This window comes from Cryobacterium sp. TMT1-2-1 (assembly GCF_004403955.1).
Classification (GTDB): Bacteria; Actinomycetota; Actinomycetes; order Actinomycetales; family Microbacteriaceae; genus Cryobacterium; species Cryobacterium psychrotolerans.
The window spans coordinates 45,360-62,843 of sequence record NZ_SOHC01000044.1; the positions used below are offsets into that span (position 1 = coordinate 45,360).

General features: G+C 69.0%; 19 protein-coding genes. 8 read left to right on the forward strand and 11 right to left on the reverse strand.

Annotation, left to right across the window (positions count from 1 at the left end; translation table 11 throughout):
* The 4 genes from E3T33_RS07855 to E3T33_RS07870 are packed head-to-tail and all read left to right on the forward strand — an operon-like array spanning position 1 to position 2,987.
* The gene (locus tag E3T33_RS07855) at positions 1-237 is read left to right on the forward strand and encodes an exodeoxyribonuclease VII small subunit (RefSeq protein ID WP_092321265.1); all 237 of its coding nucleotides are present in this window, start codon (positions 1-3) and stop codon (positions 235-237) included.
* Entirely contained in the window at positions 234-896 is a 663-nt protein-coding gene (locus E3T33_RS07860) for a DUF4245 domain-containing protein (protein ID WP_092321264.1), read from the forward strand. Before E3T33_RS07855 ends, E3T33_RS07860 begins: the two co-directional genes overlap by 4 nt.
* Positions 893-1,534, forward strand: coding sequence for a carbonic anhydrase (locus tag E3T33_RS07865; RefSeq protein ID WP_092321263.1), 642 nt, complete (start codon positions 893-895; stop codon positions 1,532-1,534). Before E3T33_RS07860 ends, E3T33_RS07865 begins: the two co-directional genes overlap by 4 nt.
* A 37-nt stretch (positions 1,535-1,571) precedes the next feature.
* Positions 1,572-2,987, forward strand: coding sequence for a class II fumarate hydratase (locus tag E3T33_RS07870; protein ID WP_134474655.1), 1,416 nt, complete (start codon positions 1,572-1,574; stop codon positions 2,985-2,987).
* Between the two features lie 85 nt (positions 2,988-3,072).
* On the opposite strand, the gene E3T33_RS07875 is transcribed toward E3T33_RS07870, so the two are convergent.
* The 3 genes from E3T33_RS07875 to E3T33_RS07885 all read right to left on the reverse strand — a co-directional run bounded on the left by E3T33_RS07875 (position 3,073) and on the right by E3T33_RS07885 (position 6,570).
* Positions 3,073-4,371: a PhoH family protein gene (locus E3T33_RS07875; RefSeq protein WP_241977049.1), complete on the reverse strand. Its 1,299-nt coding sequence runs from the start codon at positions 4,369-4,371 to the stop codon at positions 3,073-3,075.
* A 260-nt stretch (positions 4,372-4,631) separates the two neighbouring features.
* Entirely contained in the window at positions 4,632-5,756 is a 1,125-nt protein-coding gene (locus E3T33_RS07880) for an aminotransferase class V-fold PLP-dependent enzyme (RefSeq protein WP_092321261.1), read from the reverse strand.
* A gap of 28 nt (positions 5,757-5,784) precedes the next feature.
* Entirely contained in the window at positions 5,785-6,570 is a 786-nt protein-coding gene (locus tag E3T33_RS07885; RefSeq protein ID WP_092321260.1) for an isoprenyl transferase, read from the reverse strand.
* Positions 6,571-6,639: 69 nt separating this feature from the next.
* On the opposite strand from E3T33_RS07885, the gene E3T33_RS07890 reads away from it, so the two are divergent.
* Positions 6,640-7,407: a hemolysin III family protein gene (locus tag E3T33_RS07890; protein WP_092321259.1), complete on the forward strand. Its 768-nt coding sequence runs from the start codon at positions 6,640-6,642 to the stop codon at positions 7,405-7,407.
* Between the two features lie 16 nt (positions 7,408-7,423).
* Here E3T33_RS07890 and E3T33_RS07895 read toward each other — a convergent pair whose 3' ends face one another.
* Positions 7,424-7,684, reverse strand: a complete 261-nt coding sequence (locus tag E3T33_RS07895; protein ID WP_134474652.1) for a hypothetical protein — start codon at positions 7,682-7,684, stop codon at positions 7,424-7,426.
* Positions 7,681-8,544, reverse strand: coding sequence for a mycothiol conjugate amidase Mca (mca, locus tag E3T33_RS07900; protein WP_174775386.1), 864 nt, complete (start codon positions 8,542-8,544; stop codon positions 7,681-7,683). The genes E3T33_RS07895 and mca overlap by 4 nt, the downstream gene beginning before the upstream one ends.
* 69 nt (positions 8,545-8,613) lie before the next feature.
* Here mca and E3T33_RS07905 point away from each other — a divergent pair, with 69 nt between their 5' ends.
* Both E3T33_RS07905 and greA read left to right on the forward strand, forming a co-directional pair.
* On the forward strand, positions 8,614-9,033 hold the full coding sequence (locus E3T33_RS07905; RefSeq protein ID WP_166784442.1) for a DUF4307 domain-containing protein: 420 nt from the start codon (positions 8,614-8,616) through the stop codon (positions 9,031-9,033).
* Positions 9,034-9,130: 97 nt separating this feature from the next.
* Positions 9,131-9,622, forward strand: a complete 492-nt coding sequence (gene greA, locus E3T33_RS07910) for a transcription elongation factor GreA (protein WP_092321257.1) — start codon at positions 9,131-9,133, stop codon at positions 9,620-9,622.
* A gap of 4 nt (positions 9,623-9,626) precedes the next feature.
* Here greA and ilvA read toward each other — a convergent pair whose 3' ends face one another.
* From ilvA to E3T33_RS07940, 6 genes are read right to left on the reverse strand one after another with little or no spacing between them, the layout of a single operon-like run.
* Positions 9,627-10,862: a threonine ammonia-lyase gene (gene ilvA / locus E3T33_RS07915; protein WP_092321256.1), complete on the reverse strand. Its 1,236-nt coding sequence runs from the start codon at positions 10,860-10,862 to the stop codon at positions 9,627-9,629.
* Complete coding sequence (locus E3T33_RS07920; RefSeq protein WP_241982869.1) at positions 10,859-12,106, reverse strand: AI-2E family transporter; 1,248 nt, start codon at positions 12,104-12,106, stop codon at positions 10,859-10,861. The genes ilvA and E3T33_RS07920 overlap by 4 nt, the downstream gene beginning before the upstream one ends.
* On the reverse strand, positions 12,103-13,170 hold the full coding sequence (locus E3T33_RS07925) for an ABC transporter ATP-binding protein (protein ID WP_134575091.1): 1,068 nt from the start codon (positions 13,168-13,170) through the stop codon (positions 12,103-12,105). Before E3T33_RS07925 ends, E3T33_RS07920 begins: the two co-directional genes overlap by 4 nt.
* Positions 13,167-14,015, reverse strand: coding sequence for an ABC transporter permease subunit (locus E3T33_RS07930; RefSeq protein WP_134575092.1), 849 nt, complete (start codon positions 14,013-14,015; stop codon positions 13,167-13,169). Before E3T33_RS07930 ends, E3T33_RS07925 begins: the two co-directional genes overlap by 4 nt.
* The gene (locus E3T33_RS07935) at positions 14,012-14,872 is read right to left on the reverse strand and encodes an ABC transporter permease (RefSeq protein WP_134575099.1); all 861 of its coding nucleotides are present in this window, start codon (positions 14,870-14,872) and stop codon (positions 14,012-14,014) included. The genes E3T33_RS07930 and E3T33_RS07935 overlap by 4 nt, the downstream gene beginning before the upstream one ends.
* The gene (locus E3T33_RS07940; RefSeq protein ID WP_092321340.1) at positions 14,862-15,974 is read right to left on the reverse strand and encodes an ABC transporter substrate-binding protein; all 1,113 of its coding nucleotides are present in this window, start codon (positions 15,972-15,974) and stop codon (positions 14,862-14,864) included. Before E3T33_RS07940 ends, E3T33_RS07935 begins: the two co-directional genes overlap by 11 nt.
* A 176-nt stretch (positions 15,975-16,150) precedes the next feature.
* Between E3T33_RS07940 and E3T33_RS07945 the strand changes: the two genes are divergently transcribed.
* A complete protein-coding gene (locus E3T33_RS07945) occupies positions 16,151-17,356 on the forward strand; it encodes a crosslink repair DNA glycosylase YcaQ family protein (protein WP_134575093.1) in 1,206 nt (401 codons plus the stop codon).
* Positions 17,357-17,484: the final 128 nt, after the last annotated feature.

The following is a 17,484-nucleotide window of genomic DNA, read 5'->3' on the forward strand; positions in this document are numbered from 1 at the left end:
ATGGATGCCATGACCCAGCCCGCAGACGATATCAGCGCTCTCAGCTACGAGCAGGCCCGCGACGAACTCATTCGGGTGGTCAACGAACTCGAGCAGGGATCGTCCACCCTGGAGCAGTCGCTCGCCCTGTGGGAACGCGGCGAGGCGCTCGCGCGCCGCTGCGAAGAGTGGCTGATCGGCGCGAAGGCGCGGCTGGACGCCGCCCGCGCCGGCCAGGCCGCCGAATCCGACGCATGAGCGCCGCCAGGCGCGAGCCCCGGATCGTCGCCGAGCTCGGACGACCGGAAACCCCGGAGGAGACGGCCGCCCGCAAGGCCGAGAACACCCGAACATACCGGGCCCGCAAGACCGTCAACAACCTGATCCTGTCCCTCCTGGTCACCGTCGCAGCCGTGGTGGTCCTGGTGATGATCGTCCCGCGCAGCGACACGCCCATCGACCGAACCGTCGACTACCGCGCCGTTGTCAGCCAGGTGCAGCCCGGCGTCGAGGAACCGCTGGCCAGCCCCCGCCTGCCGGACGGCTGGCGTGCAAACGCCGCGACCTGGCGTTCCGGCGGCAGCGACAAGGTCGCCTCCTGGTACATCGGCCTGCTCACCCCTGCCGACGCCTACATCGGCCTCAACCAGGGCATCGACGCCAACCCCAGCTGGGTGAGCGAGCAGTTGCAGGGCTCCCCCGCCGCCGAAACCGTCACCCTCGACGGCATCCAGTGGGATGTCTATCGCAACACCGCGCCAGAGGACGAGCGCGGAAACTTCGACTATGCCCTCGTGACGACGGCCGGGACGAGCACCTTCCTGCTCGTCGGCACGGCCCCCGAGGCCGAATTCACGGTGCTCGCCGGCGCGCTGACCGACACCATCGCGCGGAACACGAACGGAGACCAGGGATGAGCCCGGCATCGACTCCCTCGAAGGTCTGGAACGAGCTCCGCCGGGGCAACGAACGCTTCGTCAACGGCGAGCCGAGCCACCCGCGCCAGGACGTCGACCGGCGCGCCGAGATCGCCTTCACCCAGGCCCCGGTCGCGGCACTGTTCGGGTGCAGCGACTCGCGCCTGGCCGCCGAGATCATCTTCGACAAGGGCCTCGGCGACCTGTTCGTCGTGCGCAACGCGGGGCAGGTCATCTCGGATTCCGTGCTGGGCTCGCTCGAATACGCCGTGGAAATCCTGCACGTGCACCTCATCCTCGTGCTGGGGCACGACCGTTGCGGGGCCGTGCGCGCGGCCATTGAGTCCCAGGCAGAAGACGCCATCCCCCTGCCTCCCCACATCAATTCGATCATCCAAAAGATCGTGCCGGCCGTCCGCCGCGTGAGCGGGCTGGCCGCGGACGTGCCCATCGACCCGGACACGATCGACGAGCCGGCGGTCGGACGGGAGCATCTTCGCGACACGGTCGCCGAACTGCTCGAACGCTCCGAGATGATCAGCGCCGCCGTCGCAGAAGGTACATTGGCTATCGTCGGAGCGAATTACAGCCTCCTCGAAGGGCGCGCTGACCCCGACATCGTCGTGGGCATTGTTTAGCGCGCCCGCGCACACAAAAACCGAAAGGGAACACACAGTGGTGGACAACTCCGCAGACGCCGGCTACCGGATCGAACGCGACACGATGGGCGAGGTGCGCGTGCCCCGGGATGCGCTCTACGGCGCCCAGACGCAGCGTGCCGTCGAGAACTTCCCGATCTCGGGCTCCGTGCTCGAGTCGGCGCAGATCGCGGCCCTCGCCCGGATCAAGAAGTCCGCGGCGCTTGCCAACGCACGGCTCGGCGTGCTCGACGGCGCCATCGCGACCGCCATCGCCGATGCCGCGGACGAGGTCATCACCGGCCGCTACGACGGCCAGTTCCCGATCGACGTCTACCAGACCGGCAGCGGGACGTCCTCGAACATGAACATGAACGAGGTCATTGCGACCCTCGCCACCCGCTCCCTCGGCCGCCCGGTGCACCCGAACGACCACGTCAACGCGTCGCAGTCCTCAAACGACGTGTTCCCCACCTCGGTGCACATCGCCGTCACGAGCGCGCTCATCGACGACCTCATCCCCGCACTCGACCACCTCGCCGTGTCCCTCGAGGCCAAGGCCGAGCTGTGGGCCGGCGCCGTCAAGGCCGGGCGCACGCACCTGATGGATGCCACGCCCGTCACCCTCGGCCAGGAGTTCGGCGGCTATGCCCGCCAGATGCGCCTCGGCATCGAGCGCGTGCGCTCCGCGCTCCCCCGTGTCGCCGAGGTCCCGCTCGGCGGAACCGCGGTCGGTACCGGCATCAACACGCCCGCCGGCTTCCCACAGCTCGTGATCGAGCTGCTTTGCTCCGAGACCGAACTCCCGATCACCGAGGCCAGGGACCACTTCGAGGCCCAGGCCAACCGCGACGGCCTGGTCGACGCATCCGGCGCCCTGCGCACGATCGCGGTCAGCCTGACCAAGATCTGCAACGACCTCCGCTGGATGGGCTCCGGCCCCAACGCCGGCATCGGCGAGCTGCACATCCCCGACCTGCAGCCGGGGTCCTCGATCATGCCCGGCAAGGTCAACCCGGTCATCCCGGAGGCCGTGCTCATGGTCTGCTCGCGGGTCATCGGTAACGACGCGACGATCGCCTGGTCCGGCGCCTCGGGCTCGTTCGAGCTCAACGTCGCCATCCCGGTGATGGGGACCGCGCTGCTCGAGTCGATCCGGCTGCTCACGAACGCGAGCCGCGTGCTCGCCGACAAGACCGTCGACGGCCTCGAGGCCAACCTGGAGCGCGCCCGCGCCCTCGCCGAGTCCTCCCCCGCCATCGTCACCCCGCTCAACCGGGTGATCGGCTACGAGGCGGCCGCGAAGGTCGCCAAGCACGCCGTGTCCGAGGCGCTGACCGTGCGCGAATCCGTCATCGCCCTCGGCTTCGTGGAGCGCGGCGAGGTCACCCTCGAGCAGCTCGACGTGGCCCTGGACGTGCTGAGCATGACCCGCCCGCCCCAGGCCAGGTAGCCGGCCCAGCCCTCGAGTTTGACAGTTCCGGTCGAGTTGCCCTGTTCCGCGGGGCAAACTCGACCGGAACTGTCAATTTCGGCGGTCAGGAAGGGCCGTTGCCCTCGAGCATCTCGGTGACCAGGGCCGCGATGGCGCTGCGCTCCGAGCGGGTCAGCGTCATGTGGGCGAAGAGCGGATGCCCCTTGAGCGTCTCGATCACGGACGCGACACCGTCGAAGCGGCCCACCCGAAGGTTGTCCCGCTGGGCGACGTCGTGGGTGAGGATCACCCGCGAGTTCTGCCCGATCCGGCTGAGCACCGTGAGCAGCACGTTCCGCTCCAGGGACTGGGCCTCGTCGACGATCACGAACGCGTCGTGCAGCGAACGCCCGCGAATGTGCGTGAGCGGCAAAACCTCGAGGATCCCCCGCTCCACGACCTCTTCGAGCACGTTCTCCGAGACGAGGGCTCCGAGCGTGTCGAAGACCGCCTGTCCCCAGGGGTTCATCTTCTCGCTCGCGTCGCCGGGCAGGTAGCCGAGTTCCTGGCCGCCGACCGCGTAGAGCGGCCGGAACACCATGATCTTGCGGTGCTGCTGCCGCTCGAGCACCGCCTCGAGTCCGGCGCAGAGGGCGAGCGCCGACTTCCCCGTCCCCGCTCGACCTCCCAGCGAAAGGATGCCGATGCTCGGGTCGAGCAGAAGGTCGATCGCCAGGCGCTGCTCGGCGGAGCGCCCGTGCAGGCCGAACACGTCGCGGTCGCCGCGCACGAGCTTGAGCTCGCCGCTGCCGGTGACCCGGCCGAGGGCGGACCCGCGCTCCGAGTGGATGACCAGGCCCGTGTTGACGGGCATGTCCTGCACAAGCCGGGTCGTCATCACCTCGTGCTCGTAGAGTTCGTTGATCTGGGCCCCGTTCAGGGTGATCTCGTCCATCCCGGTCCAGCCGGAATCGACGGCGAGTTCGTGCCGGTACTCTTCCGCTGCCAGGCCGAGCGAGGACGCCTTCACCCGCAGCGGGAGGTCCTTCGAGACGACGGTGACGTTCATCCCATCGTTGGACAGGTTCATCGCGACCGCGAGGATGCGGGAGTCGTTGTCGCCCAGCTGCAGCCCGGACGGCAGGACCGACATGTTCGAGTGGTTCAACTCGACGCGGAGGGTCCCGCCGTCGCCGACCGGGATCGGGAAGTCGAGACGCTCGTACTTCATCCGCAGTTCGTCGAGGTTGCGGAGCGCCTGGCGCGCGAAGTACCCGATCTCGGGGTCGTTGCGTTTGGCTTCCAGCTCGGTGATCACCACGACCGGGAGCACAACGGAGTGTTCGGCGAAGGCGAAGATCGCCTTCGGATCGGACAACAGCACCGAGGTGTCCAGCACGTAGGTGCGTTCGGCCTGGTTCACGGGCGACGCCGGCTGGTCTGCACTGCGCCGGTCGGTCTGATTAGCGGTCACAACCACTCCCCCCCACGCCCATGACGGGCGCGGATTCCATTGGCGAGCTGGCCACGAGCGGTTCTCGAGCCGTACTTATGTGGCCGTCTCGATCAGGCGCCATACCTGATGTGGATGACGCTACGTCCCCCGGGCGGCAAAGGGAAGAGCGACACGCCTGCCGTCACCCACCGGTCACATTCGGGGGGTACCGCGCCGCCTCGGGAGGGTCAGTAGCTGGCCGCGGTGGAGTAGGACGTGAACGCGGCCCGCAACATCTCGATGGTCTCCGGCGATAGCGCCGCGTGCACGCTCAGCCGCACCCGGCCGCCCCTCGTCGTCGCCGTCACACCGTGGTTGTACAGCGCCGCGGTGAGCAGCGTGAGCTGCTCGGCCATTGGCTCGAGCACGATGATGCCCGCGCGTTCGCGTTCGTCCCGCGACGACGCGAGCGGGACTGAGAATTCATCGGCGAGGTCGATCAGTCGCGTGACATTCTCGGTGACGGCGGCCTCGATCCCGGCCACTCCCACCGCGGTGATCTCCTCGAGCGCTGCGGCGAATCGAGCCTGGGCCGAGCTGTCCGGGTTGCTGATCTGGAACGCGCCCGCGCCGCAGCCGGGCGGCAGGACCTCGTCCCAGGGCAGGTCCGGCGAGTCCGTGCCGCTGAACCCGGAAAACACCGGGGTGAGCATCTCGACGGCGCGATCGCTGAGCGCGAGGAAGCCGGTGCCCCAGCCCGCGCGGGCCCACTTCTGACCGCCGGACGCGACGACATCGGCGACCTCGTACGGGGCATCCGTGACGCCGAAGCCCTGGATCGCATCGACGATGAGCAGCCGGTCTCCGATCACCTGCCGGATGCCCTCGAGGTCGGTGCGATAGCCGGTGCGGGCATCGACCAGGCACACGGCCACCGCGGCGGTCGTGGCGGTGAGTTGTTCCCTGACCAGGCCGGGCGTCACGCGCTCATGCTCACCGTCGAGCCAGAGCGGGGTGACCACGTGCAGCGCCTCGGCCGCACGCACCGCGGCGAAGGGCAGGCTGGGGAAATCGTGCGGCGAGAGCAGCACGTCGCCGGTCAGGCCGAAGAGTGCCTGCATGAGCCCGGTGCTCGTGTTGGGCTGGGACACGACCTGGTCGGCCCGGAAGCCGGTCGCTGCGGCCACGGCGGCGCGCAGCCGTTCGTCCTGCTCGATCAGGTGGTCGAGGCTGCCGAACCGGGCGCGCGAGAGCACCTCGGTCTGACCGAGGGTTTCGGCGACGACGACGGACGCCAACGGGCCGACCCGCCCGTAGTCCAGGTAGCCGGGGTCCTCGAGGAATCCGTCGATGAAGCGCTGAAGCGAGGTCACCTGCGTGTCCTTTCCGGTCGTTGTTGCACTAACCTCCGAAACGGCGCTGCCGCTTGGCGAAATCTCGCAGGGCCCGCAGGAAGTCCACCTCGCGCAGGTCCGGCCCGAGTGCCTCGACGAAGTAGAACTCGCTGTGCGCGCTCTGCCAGAGCATGAAGTCGCTGAGCCGCTGCTCCCCCGAGGTGCGGATCACGAGCTCCGGGTCCGGCTGCCCGCCGGTGTACAGGTGCTGCCCGATGAGTTCGGGGGTGAGCGTCTCGGCCAGGTCCTCGAGCCTGCCGCCGTGCGCGAGGTGGGTGGCGACGATGCTCCGCATCGCGTCGGTGATCTCGGTTCTTCCGCCGTAGCCGACGGCCAGGTTGATGTGCAGCCCCTTGTTGCCCACCGTACGCGCCTCGGCGGCCTCCAGCGCCGCCACAAGCGGCTCGGGGAGCTTGTCCCTGGAGCCAACCTGCTGCACGCGCCAGTTGCGGTAGTGGGAGAGTTCCTCGGCCAGTTCGGCGATGATCTCGACCAGGTCCGCGAGTTCCTCGCTGGGCCGCTGGGTGAGGTTGTCGGCCGACAAGAGGTACAGGGTGACCACGGAGATGCCCAGGTCGTCACACCACTCGAGGAACTCGCGCATCTTGGCGGCGCCGGCCCGGTGCCCGTGCGCGGCAGAATCGAAGCCCAGCTGTTTGGCCCAGCGCCGGTTTCCATCGATGATCATGGCCACGTGGCGGGGAAGCTGGCTCGGCGACAGGCTGCGCCGGAGCCGACGCTGGTACACGCTGTAGAGGAAGTCACGCCCCAGGGGTATTCGCCGATTCTGCACACAGTCACGCTAGCCCACTCCGCTCCGGGAGCGGCAAGCCCGGCCCGTCGACTGCCGTATTCTGGCTGCATGGCCGCAGAGCACTCCAAAGACGCACAGCACCGGGACGGCGCAGGCCTTCCCGACGACGCCGAGAAGGACGCCGAGCAGGAGATCGCTAACCTGCCGCTCCTCGAAGAGGACGAACCGCGACCGGAAGACCTCCGTCCGACCTGGCGGGGCTGGATCCACGCCGGCACATTCCCGGTCACCATCGTCGCCGGGATCATCCTGCTCGTGCTCGCCGAGGGTCCGGCGGCCACGTGGAGCTCAGCCGTCTTCGTCGCCACCTCCATGCTGCTGTTCGGCAACTCGGCGCTCTACCACCGCTTCGACTGGCAGCCGCGCACGAAGGTCATCCTCAAGCGCATCGACCACGCCAACATCTTCCTGCTGATCGCGGGCTCGTACACCCCGATCACGGTGCTCTCCCTGCCGCCCGAAAAGGCGACGCTGCTGCTCTGGCTGGTGTGGAGCGGCGCGATTCTCGGCATCGCGTTCCGCGTCTTCTGGATCACCGCGCCACGCTGGCTCTACGTTCCGCTGTACCTGTTGCTGGGCTACGGCGCGCTGATCTTCATCGGCGACTTCTTCCGGGCAGACCCCGTCATGATGACGCTCATCCTGGTCGGCGGCATCTTCTACAGCATCGGCGCCGTGGTCTACGGCCTGAAGAAGCCCAACCCGGTTCCGGGCGTGTTCGGATTCCACGAGATCTTCCACACGCTCACCGTGCTGGCGTTCCTCTGCCATTGGGTGGCCATCGTGATGATCGCCACGCACCCGCTCTACCCCTGACCCGAGGCGCTCGCGGTTACTCCGGGCGGTCGCGGTCGCCGTCGCCGGCGTCCCTGGCCGCCGCCTCGGCTTCCAGCTTTTCCTGCACCTGCGCGCGGTAGGTCGTGCGCCGGACTCGGCGGGCCATGTCCAGCCCGAGCAGCAGCGTGGCGACGGCGACGAGGAAGATCGCCGCGAAGCCCCAGGCGCCAGGGGTGACCGTGTCGGGGTTGAATTCCGGCTCCGGGGTGCTCGCGAGCACGAAATCGACGAGCAGGGGGGCGAAGAGCACGTTCACGACACGTCCTTCACACCGGAGAAGAGGTCGGATTCGGGCATGACGGTGTCCACTTTCGATTCGACGAGCTGGAAGTCCTCGAACGGCCAGGCCTCGCGGATGAGGTCATTGGGCCAGAAGAAGAAGCTGCTGGTGGGCGAAACCTGGCTCGCGTGCGACTTCAACGCGGCGTCCCTGGCCTCGAGGAAGTCGCCGACCGGCACGTGCGTCGTGGCCAGTTTGGGGTAATCCTTCATCCAGTCCCTGGCCGCACCGAGCGGCTCGAGAAGCGGGGAGTCCGGCTCCTTCACGCTCAGCTCCAGGAACATCGCGTCTATGCGCTCCAGGTTGAAGATGCGGTCGTAGTAGAGCTTGTCGATCTGCCAGGGGGCACCGGCCTCCGGGTACCGGCCCCCGTCGGAGGCGGCCCGGTAGGCCTCGAGCGACACCTCGTGGGTTCGGATGTGGTCCGGGTGCGGGTAGCCGCCGTTCTCGTCGTAGGTGATCAGCACCTGTGGACGGAACTCGCGGATCACGTGCACGAGCGGCTCCGCGGAGATCTGCACGGGGATGTCGGCGAACGAGTGCGCGGGCACCGAGCCGTCATCGTTCATGCCGGAATCCTGATAACCCAGCCAGCGGTGCTCCACGCCGAGGTGAGCCTGCGCCTCGGCCATTTCCCGGCGGCGGAGCCCGGCCATGTCGCGTTCGGCCATCGGATTGCCGACCAGCGCCTCATTGAGGATGCTGCCCCGCTCGCCCCCGGTACAGCTCACGATGAGCACCTGCACGCCCCGGCTTCGGTAATGGGCGTAGGTCGCCGCGCCCTTGCTCGACTCGTCGTCGGGATGGGCGTGGACCGCCAACAGTCGCAGCGTCACAAAACTCCTCAGGAATGGCGGATAACCTTGAGTACAAGACTAATCGTTGAAACAAGAGTGTGGAGTCGCGTGAGTGTGGAGTCCCCGGAGGCCGTGAACGCCAGCCTCGACGCTCGGTACGGGCGCACGCCGAACCGGCGCGTCCGCGACCGCCGCATCCTCTGGATCGTGGCCGGCGCCTTCGCGCTCGTCCTGGGCTCCTGGGTCATCTGGGCCGGCCTGGACGGGACCAAACCGCTGATCGAAGCGCGCGACACCGCGCACAGCATCATCGACGAGCACAGCGTCAGCGTGACCTTCGAGGTGTCGATGCCGACGGGAACCGCGGCCAGTTGCGCCGTCGAGGCGTTGAACGAAAACTTCACCATCGTGGGCTGGAAGGTCGTTGACCTTCCGCCCTCCGACCGCTACACCCGCTCGGTCACGGAGATTGTACGCACGACGGAATTAAGCAACACGGGTTTGATTTACCGTTGCTGGCTGACCTAGACTGACGTATTCGCCCTGACGGTAATCGTCGGGGCGACCCCTATATCCCCCGGTGAAGACCAATTCCGCGGGCCGAGTGCACTGAAGGAGAGCATCCGTGACGACCCCCACAACTGTCACCTGGCTGACCCAGGAGGCCTACGACCGCCTCGCTGCGGAGCTGCACACGCTCAGCACCATCGGCCGCGATGACATCGCCAAGAAGATCGAATCGGCGCGCGAAGAAGGCGACCTCAAGGAGAACGCCGGCTACCACGCCGCCAAGGAGGAGCAGGGCAAGATGGAGGCGCGCATCCGCACCCTCACCCTGCTGCTGCGCACGGCCGAGGTCGGCAGTGCCCCCGAGAGCCACGGCGTCGTCGAGCCGGGCACCGTCATCACCGCGATCATTGCCGGCGACGAGAGCCGCTTCCTGATCGGCAGCCGTGAAATCGCCGGCGACAGCGACCTCGACGTCTACAGCGAACAGAGCCCGCTGGGCCTGGCGATCATCGGCCTCAGCGTCGGCGCGTCGACGACCTACGAGACCCCGAGCGGCAAGGAGATCACCGTGCTGATCTCCCTCGTCGAAACCTGGACCGGCAACTAGCCCGTCAGTCGGTCTGGGGGTCGTAGCCCGCGGACCGCAGCAGGTCGAGGACGTGCTTGCCGTGCTCCGGCCCGCGCGTCTCGACGCTGATGTCCAGTTCCACCTCACTCAGCTGCATGCTCACGCCATGGCGGGTGTGCAGCACTTCGATCACGTTGGCCTGCGCCTCGGCGAGCAGTTCGGCGATCCGCGCGAGCTGGCCCGGACGGTCGGGCAGCATGATCCGCAGGGTGAGGTAGCGCCCCGATGCGGCAAGCCCGTGGCTGATCACGCGCTGCATGAGAAGCGGGTCGATGTTGCCTCCGGAGAGGATGGCGACGGTCGGCCCCGACGCGGTGACCTTGCCGGCGAGGAGGGCCGCCACCGCGACGGCCCCGGCCGGTTCGACCACCAGTTTGGCGCGCTCCATCAGCACCAGGAGGGCCCGGGCGATGTCGTCCTCGCTGACCGTGACGATCTCGTCCACGACGTCGCGGATGATCTCGAAGTTGAGCAGGCCCGGCCTCGCGACGGCGATCCCGTCGGCGATCGTCGGCAGGATGGTGACCTCGACGGCCTCGCCGGCCTCGAGGGAGGCCGGGTAGGCCGCCGCGTTGGCCGCCTGCACGCCGATGACGCGGATGACGCGCCCGTCCTGAGCGGCTCGCTGCTTGAGCGCGCTGGCGACGCCGGAGATGAGTCCGCCCCCGCCGATGGGGACGATGATCGTGGCAAGATCGGGGACCTGGTCGAGGATCTCGAGGCCGAGGGTGCCCTGCCCGGTCACGACATCCACGTGGTCGAAGGGCGGGATCAGGATCGCGCCGGTCTCGGCGGCGTAGGCGGCGGCGGCCATCAGCGGCTCGGACACGGTGTGCCCGCGGAGGATGACGTCGGCGCCGTAGTCGCGGGTGGCCTGGAGCTTCGGCAGGGCCACGCCGACCGGCATGAAGATCGTCGCCTTGATGCCCAGTTCCCTGGCCGCGAACGCGACGCCCTGGGCGTGGTTGCCGGCCGACGCCGCCACGACGCCGCGGGCCTTCTCCTCGTCGGTGAGCTTGGAGAGCCGGTTGTACGCGCCGCGGATCTTGTAGGATCCGGTGCGCTGCAGGTTCTCGCACTTGAGGAACACCGGTGCGCCCAGGATGGTCGCAAGGTAGCGCGAGCTCTCCATCGGCGTCACATCGGCGACGCGCGCGACCACCGCTCGCGCCGCTTCGAAGTCGGCCAGGCTGGGCCCCACGAGGGAAACACTGGTCATTCGGGGTTCTCCGTTCGGCGGAATCCTGGGCGGCGCGGCACCGTCTGCCAGAGCGGAGAACCGAGCAGGTCGCCCGCGGGCGGCGGAACGGTGCGCCAGACGCCGCTGTGAATGTAGTTGGTCATCACGTTGAGCACCGCGGCGACCGGCACGGCGAAGAGTGCGCCCGGGATGCCGGCGAGCAACGACCCGGCACCGACGGCGAGCACGACGGCGAGCGGATGCACCTTGACGGCGGTTCCCATGATCAGGGGCTGCAGCACATGCCCTTCGACCTGCTGGACGAGCAGAACGACGCCGAGCATGGCCAGGGCGTAGCCGGGGCCGTTGAAAAGGAGGGCGATGATCACGGCGACGATTCCGGTGGCCACGGCTCCGACGATCGGGATGAACGAGCCGAGGAAGACGAGGATGCCGATCGGGACGGCCAACGGCACGCCGAGCAGGGCGGCGCCGACGCCGATTCCGACCGCGTCGATCGAGGCCACCAGGATCTGCACCTTGGCGAAGTTGCCCAGGGTCGACCAGCCGGCGATGCCGGCCCCGTCGACGGCGGCGCGGGCACGGCGGGGGAAGATCCGCACGATCCAGTCCCAGATGCCCTTCCCGTCGATCAGGATGAACAGCAGGCTGAACAGGGCCAACAGGAACCCCGCAACGAGATGCCCGACCGAGGACCCCACGGACAACGCGCCGGTGATGAAGACCTGGCTGTCGGACTGGATTGCCTGATTCGCCTGGTCGAGGTAGTCGTTGAGCTGGCTCTCGGTGAGCTGCAGCGGCGACGCGAGCAGCGCGGCCTTCAGCTTCTCGACCGACGCCTCGAACCTCTGGGTCAGGTCAGAGGACCCGGCGGCGATCTGCGAGGCCGCGAGTGCGATGAGTCCCCCGACGACCGCCAGGGTGCCCAGCAGGGCGAGCGCGACGGAGAGGCCCCTCGGCCACCGGTGGCGGACCAGGAAGGACACGAACGGAACCAGGAGGGCCGAGACCAGCACGGCGACCAGCAGCGGGATGACGATGAGCCGCAGCTGGATGATCAGGAAGATGAGGACGGCGGCCGCTCCCGCGATGGCCAGCAGGCGCCACGACCACGCCCCTGCGAGCCGGATGCCGGGGGGAATGTTCTCGTCCACGCCGTTGTGCTCGTGCCTCGGCACGTGCCGGGGCAGGTCGGCGGGAGCGCGTCGAACGCGGCCGCGGAAGAGTCCACCGAGGCCTGGCTTGTCCGTGGGTTCCTTCACTCACCCAGTCTAGGACTGGTCTCGACCGTTACCGGCGCACCGATGAAGGCGAGGTGCACCCGCGCGCCGAGGGCAGGATTCAGGCGCACGCTGTGCTGGGTGACCAGGGTCGTGCCGTCCTCCAAACGCACCCCCGTGCGCCTGAGCGACCCGAGGAAGCTGGACGAGGTGACCACCCCTGCGACCCCTGCGGCGGCAAATTCGACGTCTTCGGGGCGCACGAAGACCTGCACGCCTCCGTCCGCCTGTGACGGGTCGACCAGGGGCAGCGCCGTTCCGTGCACCTGAGCGAACCCGTGCCGCACGACGCCGGCCACGCGATTGTTCAGACCGACGAAATCGGCCACGAACGGGGAGACCGGCCGGGCGTAGAGGTCCTCCGGCGTACCGATCTGCTCGATGCTGCCGGCCCGCATGACCGCGACCCGGTCCGCCACGGCCAGGGCCTCATCCTGGTCGTGGGTGACGAACAGGGTGGTGATGCCGAGGTCGGTCTGGATCCGCCGGATCTCCTCGCGCAACTGCACACGCACCCGGGCGTCCAGGGCCGAAAGCGGCTCGTCGAGCAGCAGGACGCGCGGCTGCGTGACGAGGGCCCTGGCCAGCGCAACGCGCTGCTGCTGCCCCCCGGACAGCTGGTGGGCGTACCGGTCGTGGTGGGCGTCCAGCTCGACGAGGGCCAGAGCGGCACGCGCGCGGCTCCGACGCTCCTCCGGACTCACCTTGCGCATGCGCAAACCGAACTCCACGTTTTCGCCGGCGCTGAGGTGCGGAAAGAGCGAGTATGCCTGGAACACCATCCCCATGTCGCGTCTGCTCGCCGGCAGCCTCGAGACGTCGGCTCCGTTCAGCAGAATGCTGCCGGCATCCGTCGATTCGAGCCCGGCGAGCACACGGAGGGCCGTGGTTTTCCCGCTGCCGCTCGGGCCGAGCAGGGCCACGAATTCTCCGGCCCGCAGGGTGAGGTCGAAGCCGGCCAGCGCCCGGTGCCCGGCGAACTCCTTGACCACGCCGCGGAATTCGACGACGGCGCCGGGGCCGGCGCCTGAGTGTGCCTGGGTCATGACAAGCCTTTCGAGAGGGAACGCGGCCGCGGGGAACGCGTGCGCGCCGCACCGAGCCGGCCGATGGTCAGCAGCAGCAGGAAGGCGAACGCGAGGGCGAGGAGGGACACGATGACGGCCGTGTACGGGTCGCTCTTGCTCACGACCACGAGCGCGGTCTGCAGGTTGACCCGGTTCAGCAGCGACGCGATGGTGAACTCGCCGAGCACGACCGCGACCGAGATGAACGCCCCGGCGAGGATGCCGCGGCGCAGGCCCGGCAGCAGCACCCGCAGGAGCACGGTTCCCCAGCCCGCCCCGAGCGAGCGGGCGGCCTCGCTGAGCGTGCGCGCGTCGACGGCATCCAGGTTGGACTGGATCGCCCGGTAGGCGTAGGGCAGAACGGTGACGCCGTACGCGAAGGTCAGGGTCCAGACGCCGCTGCCGAAGAGCCTAGCAACCATCGAATACACCGGGGCGAGGCCGACGACCAGGACGATCGCCGGGATGCTGACGGGCAGGATGCAGATGACTTCCATGGGCCGGCGCAACCGGGGGAACCGCAGCTGGATCAGGATCATGGTCGGAACGAGCAGCAGGAGCACGATCAGGACGGTGCCGATCGCCAGGGCGACCGAGTTGCCGGCGGCGACGAGCAGGGGGCGGTACTGGCCGGTGAACCCACTCTGGAACAGGGTGATCCAGCGCGAAAAGTCGTGGCCTCCGCCCAGTCCCTTGCGCAGGGTGAACTCGACCATGGCAACGATCGGCACCGCGAAGAGCAGCCCGATGGCACCGAGGATGGCAATCCGGATGCCCCGAGCGGGCGCGTGCGCGACTCCGCCGCTGCGGAGGCCTGCGCTCATCGCTGCCACCTCGCGGCCCGGGACGCCAGCGCCGAGTAGCCGAGCATGACGACGGCCATCACCACAATCATCCCCAGCGCCAGTGCCCCGGCCAGGTTCTCCTGTCCGAGCATGGTTTCGCTGGTGAGCGCCGCGCGGATCTGCAGGGGCGCGATCTGCGACCCCTGGCTGATCAGCGCCGCGGCGGTGGCGTACGACGAGAACGCGTTCGCGAACAAAAGCAACAGGCTGCCGAAGAACGACGGCGCCAGCACCGGGAAGGCGATGCGCAGCCAGTAGCTCGCCGCCGTGCCGCCGAGGGTGGCGTTCGCCTCGGCCCAGGCCGGTTTCAGCGACTCGAGCGCCGGCATGAAGGTGATGATCATCAGGGGCACCTGGAAGTACAGGTAGGGCAGCACCAGGCCGGGCATCGCGTAGATCCAGACGCCGTCTTCGAAGATGTCGAGACCGAAGACGTCGCGCAGGAACAGGGTCACCATGCCCTGGATGCCGATGGTCGCGACGAACGCGAACGCGAGCATGACGCCGCCGAATTGGGCGAGCACTCCGCTGAGCGAGTCGACCGCGGAACGGAGGGCCCCGTCGGGCCGGGCGCCGAGCAGCGCGTAGCAGGCCAGGCCGCCGACCAGGGCGCCGACCACCGCGGTCAGCGCCGACAGCCAGAATGAATTGGCGAACGTGGTCAGCACTTCCGGACTGCCCAGCGCCGCCACCGTGTGCCAGGTGAAGGAACCCGATTCGTCGACGAAGCCCGTGCCGACGGCGATGATGGTGGGCACGGCGAGGAACAGCAGCACATACACCGCGAACGGCAGCAGACCCCAGGCTGCCGCCGTTCCGCGGACCCTACTGGACAGCGGCCGCCCAGCTCTCGCCGAGCAGCTTCGCGGCGGTTTCGCTCTGCTTGCCGGACGGGACGACCGTCGTCTCCGGTGCCTTCGGGAGCGCGTCGAACAGCGCCGCGTCGATGGTTCCGGCCGAAGCCATCGCCTCGGCGCGTACGGGGCGGGCTCCCCCGGCGAGCCACAGGTTCTGCGCCTCGTCGCTGTAGAGGAACTCCTGCCACAGGCGTGCGGCGGCCGGGTGCGGGGCATCCTTGCTCACGGCCTGGTTGTAGTAGCCGGCGTAGCCGGTGCCGGGGAAGACCACGACCTTCCAGTCGCGCTGGCCCGCCAGCGTCTTGCCGTAGCCGACGTTGAGGTAGTCCCAGTCGAGCACGACGGGCGTCTCGCCCGAGGCGATGGTGGCGGGCGTGGGGTCGACCTTGAGGAAGTTCCCGCTCCGATTGAGCTTCTCGAAGAAGTCGATGCCCGGCTGGAAGTCGTCTACGGATCCGTCGTTCTGCACGCTGGCCATCCCGACCGCGGCGAAGGCGGCGCCGGCCTGGGTCGGGTCGCCGTTGATTGCCACCTTGCCCTTGTATTTCGAGCCGAGCAGGTCGCTCAGCTGCGTGGGCGCGGGGACCTCCGCGGGGTCGTAACCGACGGCCATGTATCCGCCGTAGTCGCCGGTATAGAGGCCGTTCGATTCCTTGAGGGCATCCGGAATGTCCGCCCAGGTTGCGACCTTGTACGGCGCGAAGCGATCCGTGCTCGAGAGCGCGACGGGCAGGCCGAGGTCGAAGACGTCCGGCGCGGTGTCCTGGCCCTTGAGGTTGTCCGCCGCCTGGATTTCCTCGGCGCTCGAACCGTCCGGGGACGCCTCGGTGAGGGTGATCTCCGGGTACTTCTCGGCGAACCTGTCGAGCACGGCGCCGTAGTTGGCCCAGTCGCGGGGCAGGGCGATGACGTTCAGCGCGCCTTCGGCCCTGGCTGCCTTCTCCAGGCCGGCCAGGTCGCCGAACGCGGCCAGGCTCGTCGCGGTGGCCGCGTCGACGCCGCCGGCGGCGGGCGCTGCGCCTGCCGAGCAGCCCGTGAGGGTGAGAGCGAGTGCCGCGGTGGCGGCGATCCCGGCGATCATGGTGCGCGTGGTGAACACGTATCCTCCGTCGTGACCGCGCCCGGCCGCCCGCCGGTGGGCGAACTGTTGAGTGCCGGAATGCGGTCACGGGAGACCATACGGACGCCGGGCGACGGGACGGGCGGAGCCACCTGAACGGGCAGTGAACGTCCGGCGGCGGCACTACGCTCGAATCGATGCCTCAGTCAGTCGCCCCCGCCCTTGCTCGCCGCATCGCGCTGGCGGCGCAGGGCTTCGGCCGTGCGCCGGGCGAGGCGCCCGGCATCCGTCAGCTGGACGCGCTCGTGAACCGGCTCGGCCTGCTCCAGATCGACTCGGTCAACGTGTTCGAGCGCAGCCACTACCTGCCCGCGTTCAGCCGGCTGGGCGTCTACGACAAGAAGCAACTGGACCGGCTGACGACCGGGCGCGAGGCGCGGTTCACCGAGTACTGGGCGCACGAGGCGTCGTTCCTGCCGCTCGAGTCGTGGCCGCTGTTCCGGTGGCGCATGCAGGCCTACCGCGACCTCTCGGCGCGCACACCGGAGGCCTGGTCGGCGGCCAACCGTCCGATGCTCGTCTGGCTGCTGGCTGAACTGGCCGAGAACGGTCCCATGCGGGCGAGCGCGATCGAGCACGACGCCAACAAGCGCAGCGGGCCCTGGTGGGGCTGGTCGGACGTGAAGACGGGGCTCGAAACCCTGTTCCGCTGGGGCGATGTGGTGAGCGCCGGCCGCGAGCGTTTCGAGCGCATCTACGGCCTGCCGGAGCAGGTGTTCCCGGATGCGCTGCTCGGGCGGGAGGTGAGCCGCCACGACGCGCACCGCGAGCTGGTGAGCCGGTCAGCGCGCGCGCACGGCATCGGCACGGCCAGGGACTTCGCGGACTACTTCCGGTTGAAGACCCCGCCGACCCTGGCCGCGATCCGCGAGCTCGAAGACGCGGGCGAGCTGATCCCGGTCGAGGTCCCCGGCTGGACGCGGGCCGGAAAACCCATCGCCGCCTGGCTGCACCGGGACGCGCGGCTGCCCCGCAGCATGGACGCCGCGGCCGTGCTCTCGCCGTTCGACCCGGTCGTCTGGAAGCGCCCGCGCGCCCTGCGCCTGTTCGACTTCCACTACCGGATCGAGATCTACACGCCGGAGCCGAAACGCATCTTCGGGTACTACTCGTTGCCCGTGCTGCTCGGCGACACCATCGTCGGCCGGGTCGACCTGAAGAACGACCGCCAGGCCGGTGTGCTGCGCGTGCAGGCGGCCTGGGCCGAGGAGGGCGCGCCGGCCGACACGGCCGCGCGCCTGGCCGGGGTGCTCCGGGACGCGGGACGCTGGCAGGGGCTCGGCGAGATCGAGGTCGTGCGGCGCGGCACGCTGGCGCCCGGGCTGGCCGCCGAACTCCGCTAGCCCTCGACGATCTCGACCACCGGACGGTTCGCCGAACTGTGAGTTTGGCACCTTCGTGGGCCCACGAAGGTGCCAAACTCACAGTTCGGCGGAAGGTGGAAGGCAGAAGGCGGGTCTCGACCTCCAGG

Bases quoted from the DNA above. Each gene is read 5' to 3' on its own strand.
- E3T33_RS07865 (WP_092321263.1), top strand. From the start codon at position 893: ATGAGCCCGGCATCGACTCCCTCGAAGGTCTGGAACGAGCTCCGCCGG.
- E3T33_RS07945 (WP_134575093.1), top strand. From the start codon at position 16,151: ATGCCTCAGTCAGTCGCCCCCGCCCTTGCTCGCCGCATCGCGCTGGCG.
- E3T33_RS07855 (WP_092321265.1), top strand. From the start codon at position 1: ATGGATGCCATGACCCAGCCCGCAGACGATATCAGCGCTCTCAGCTAC.
- E3T33_RS07925 (WP_134575091.1), bottom strand. From the start codon at position 13,170: ATGACCCAGGCACACTCAGGCGCCGGCCCCGGCGCCGTCGTCGAATTC.
- E3T33_RS07860 (WP_092321264.1), top strand. From the start codon at position 234: ATGAGCGCCGCCAGGCGCGAGCCCCGGATCGTCGCCGAGCTCGGACGA.
- E3T33_RS07930 (WP_134575092.1), bottom strand. From the start codon at position 14,015: ATGAGCGCAGGCCTCCGCAGCGGCGGAGTCGCGCACGCGCCCGCTCGG.
- ilvA (WP_092321256.1), bottom strand. From the start codon at position 10,862: ATGACCAGTGTTTCCCTCGTGGGGCCCAGCCTGGCCGACTTCGAAGCG.
- E3T33_RS07940 (WP_092321340.1), bottom strand. From the start codon at position 15,974: ATGATCGCCGGGATCGCCGCCACCGCGGCACTCGCTCTCACCCTCACG.
- E3T33_RS07890 (WP_092321259.1), top strand. From the start codon at position 6,640: ATGGCCGCAGAGCACTCCAAAGACGCACAGCACCGGGACGGCGCAGGC.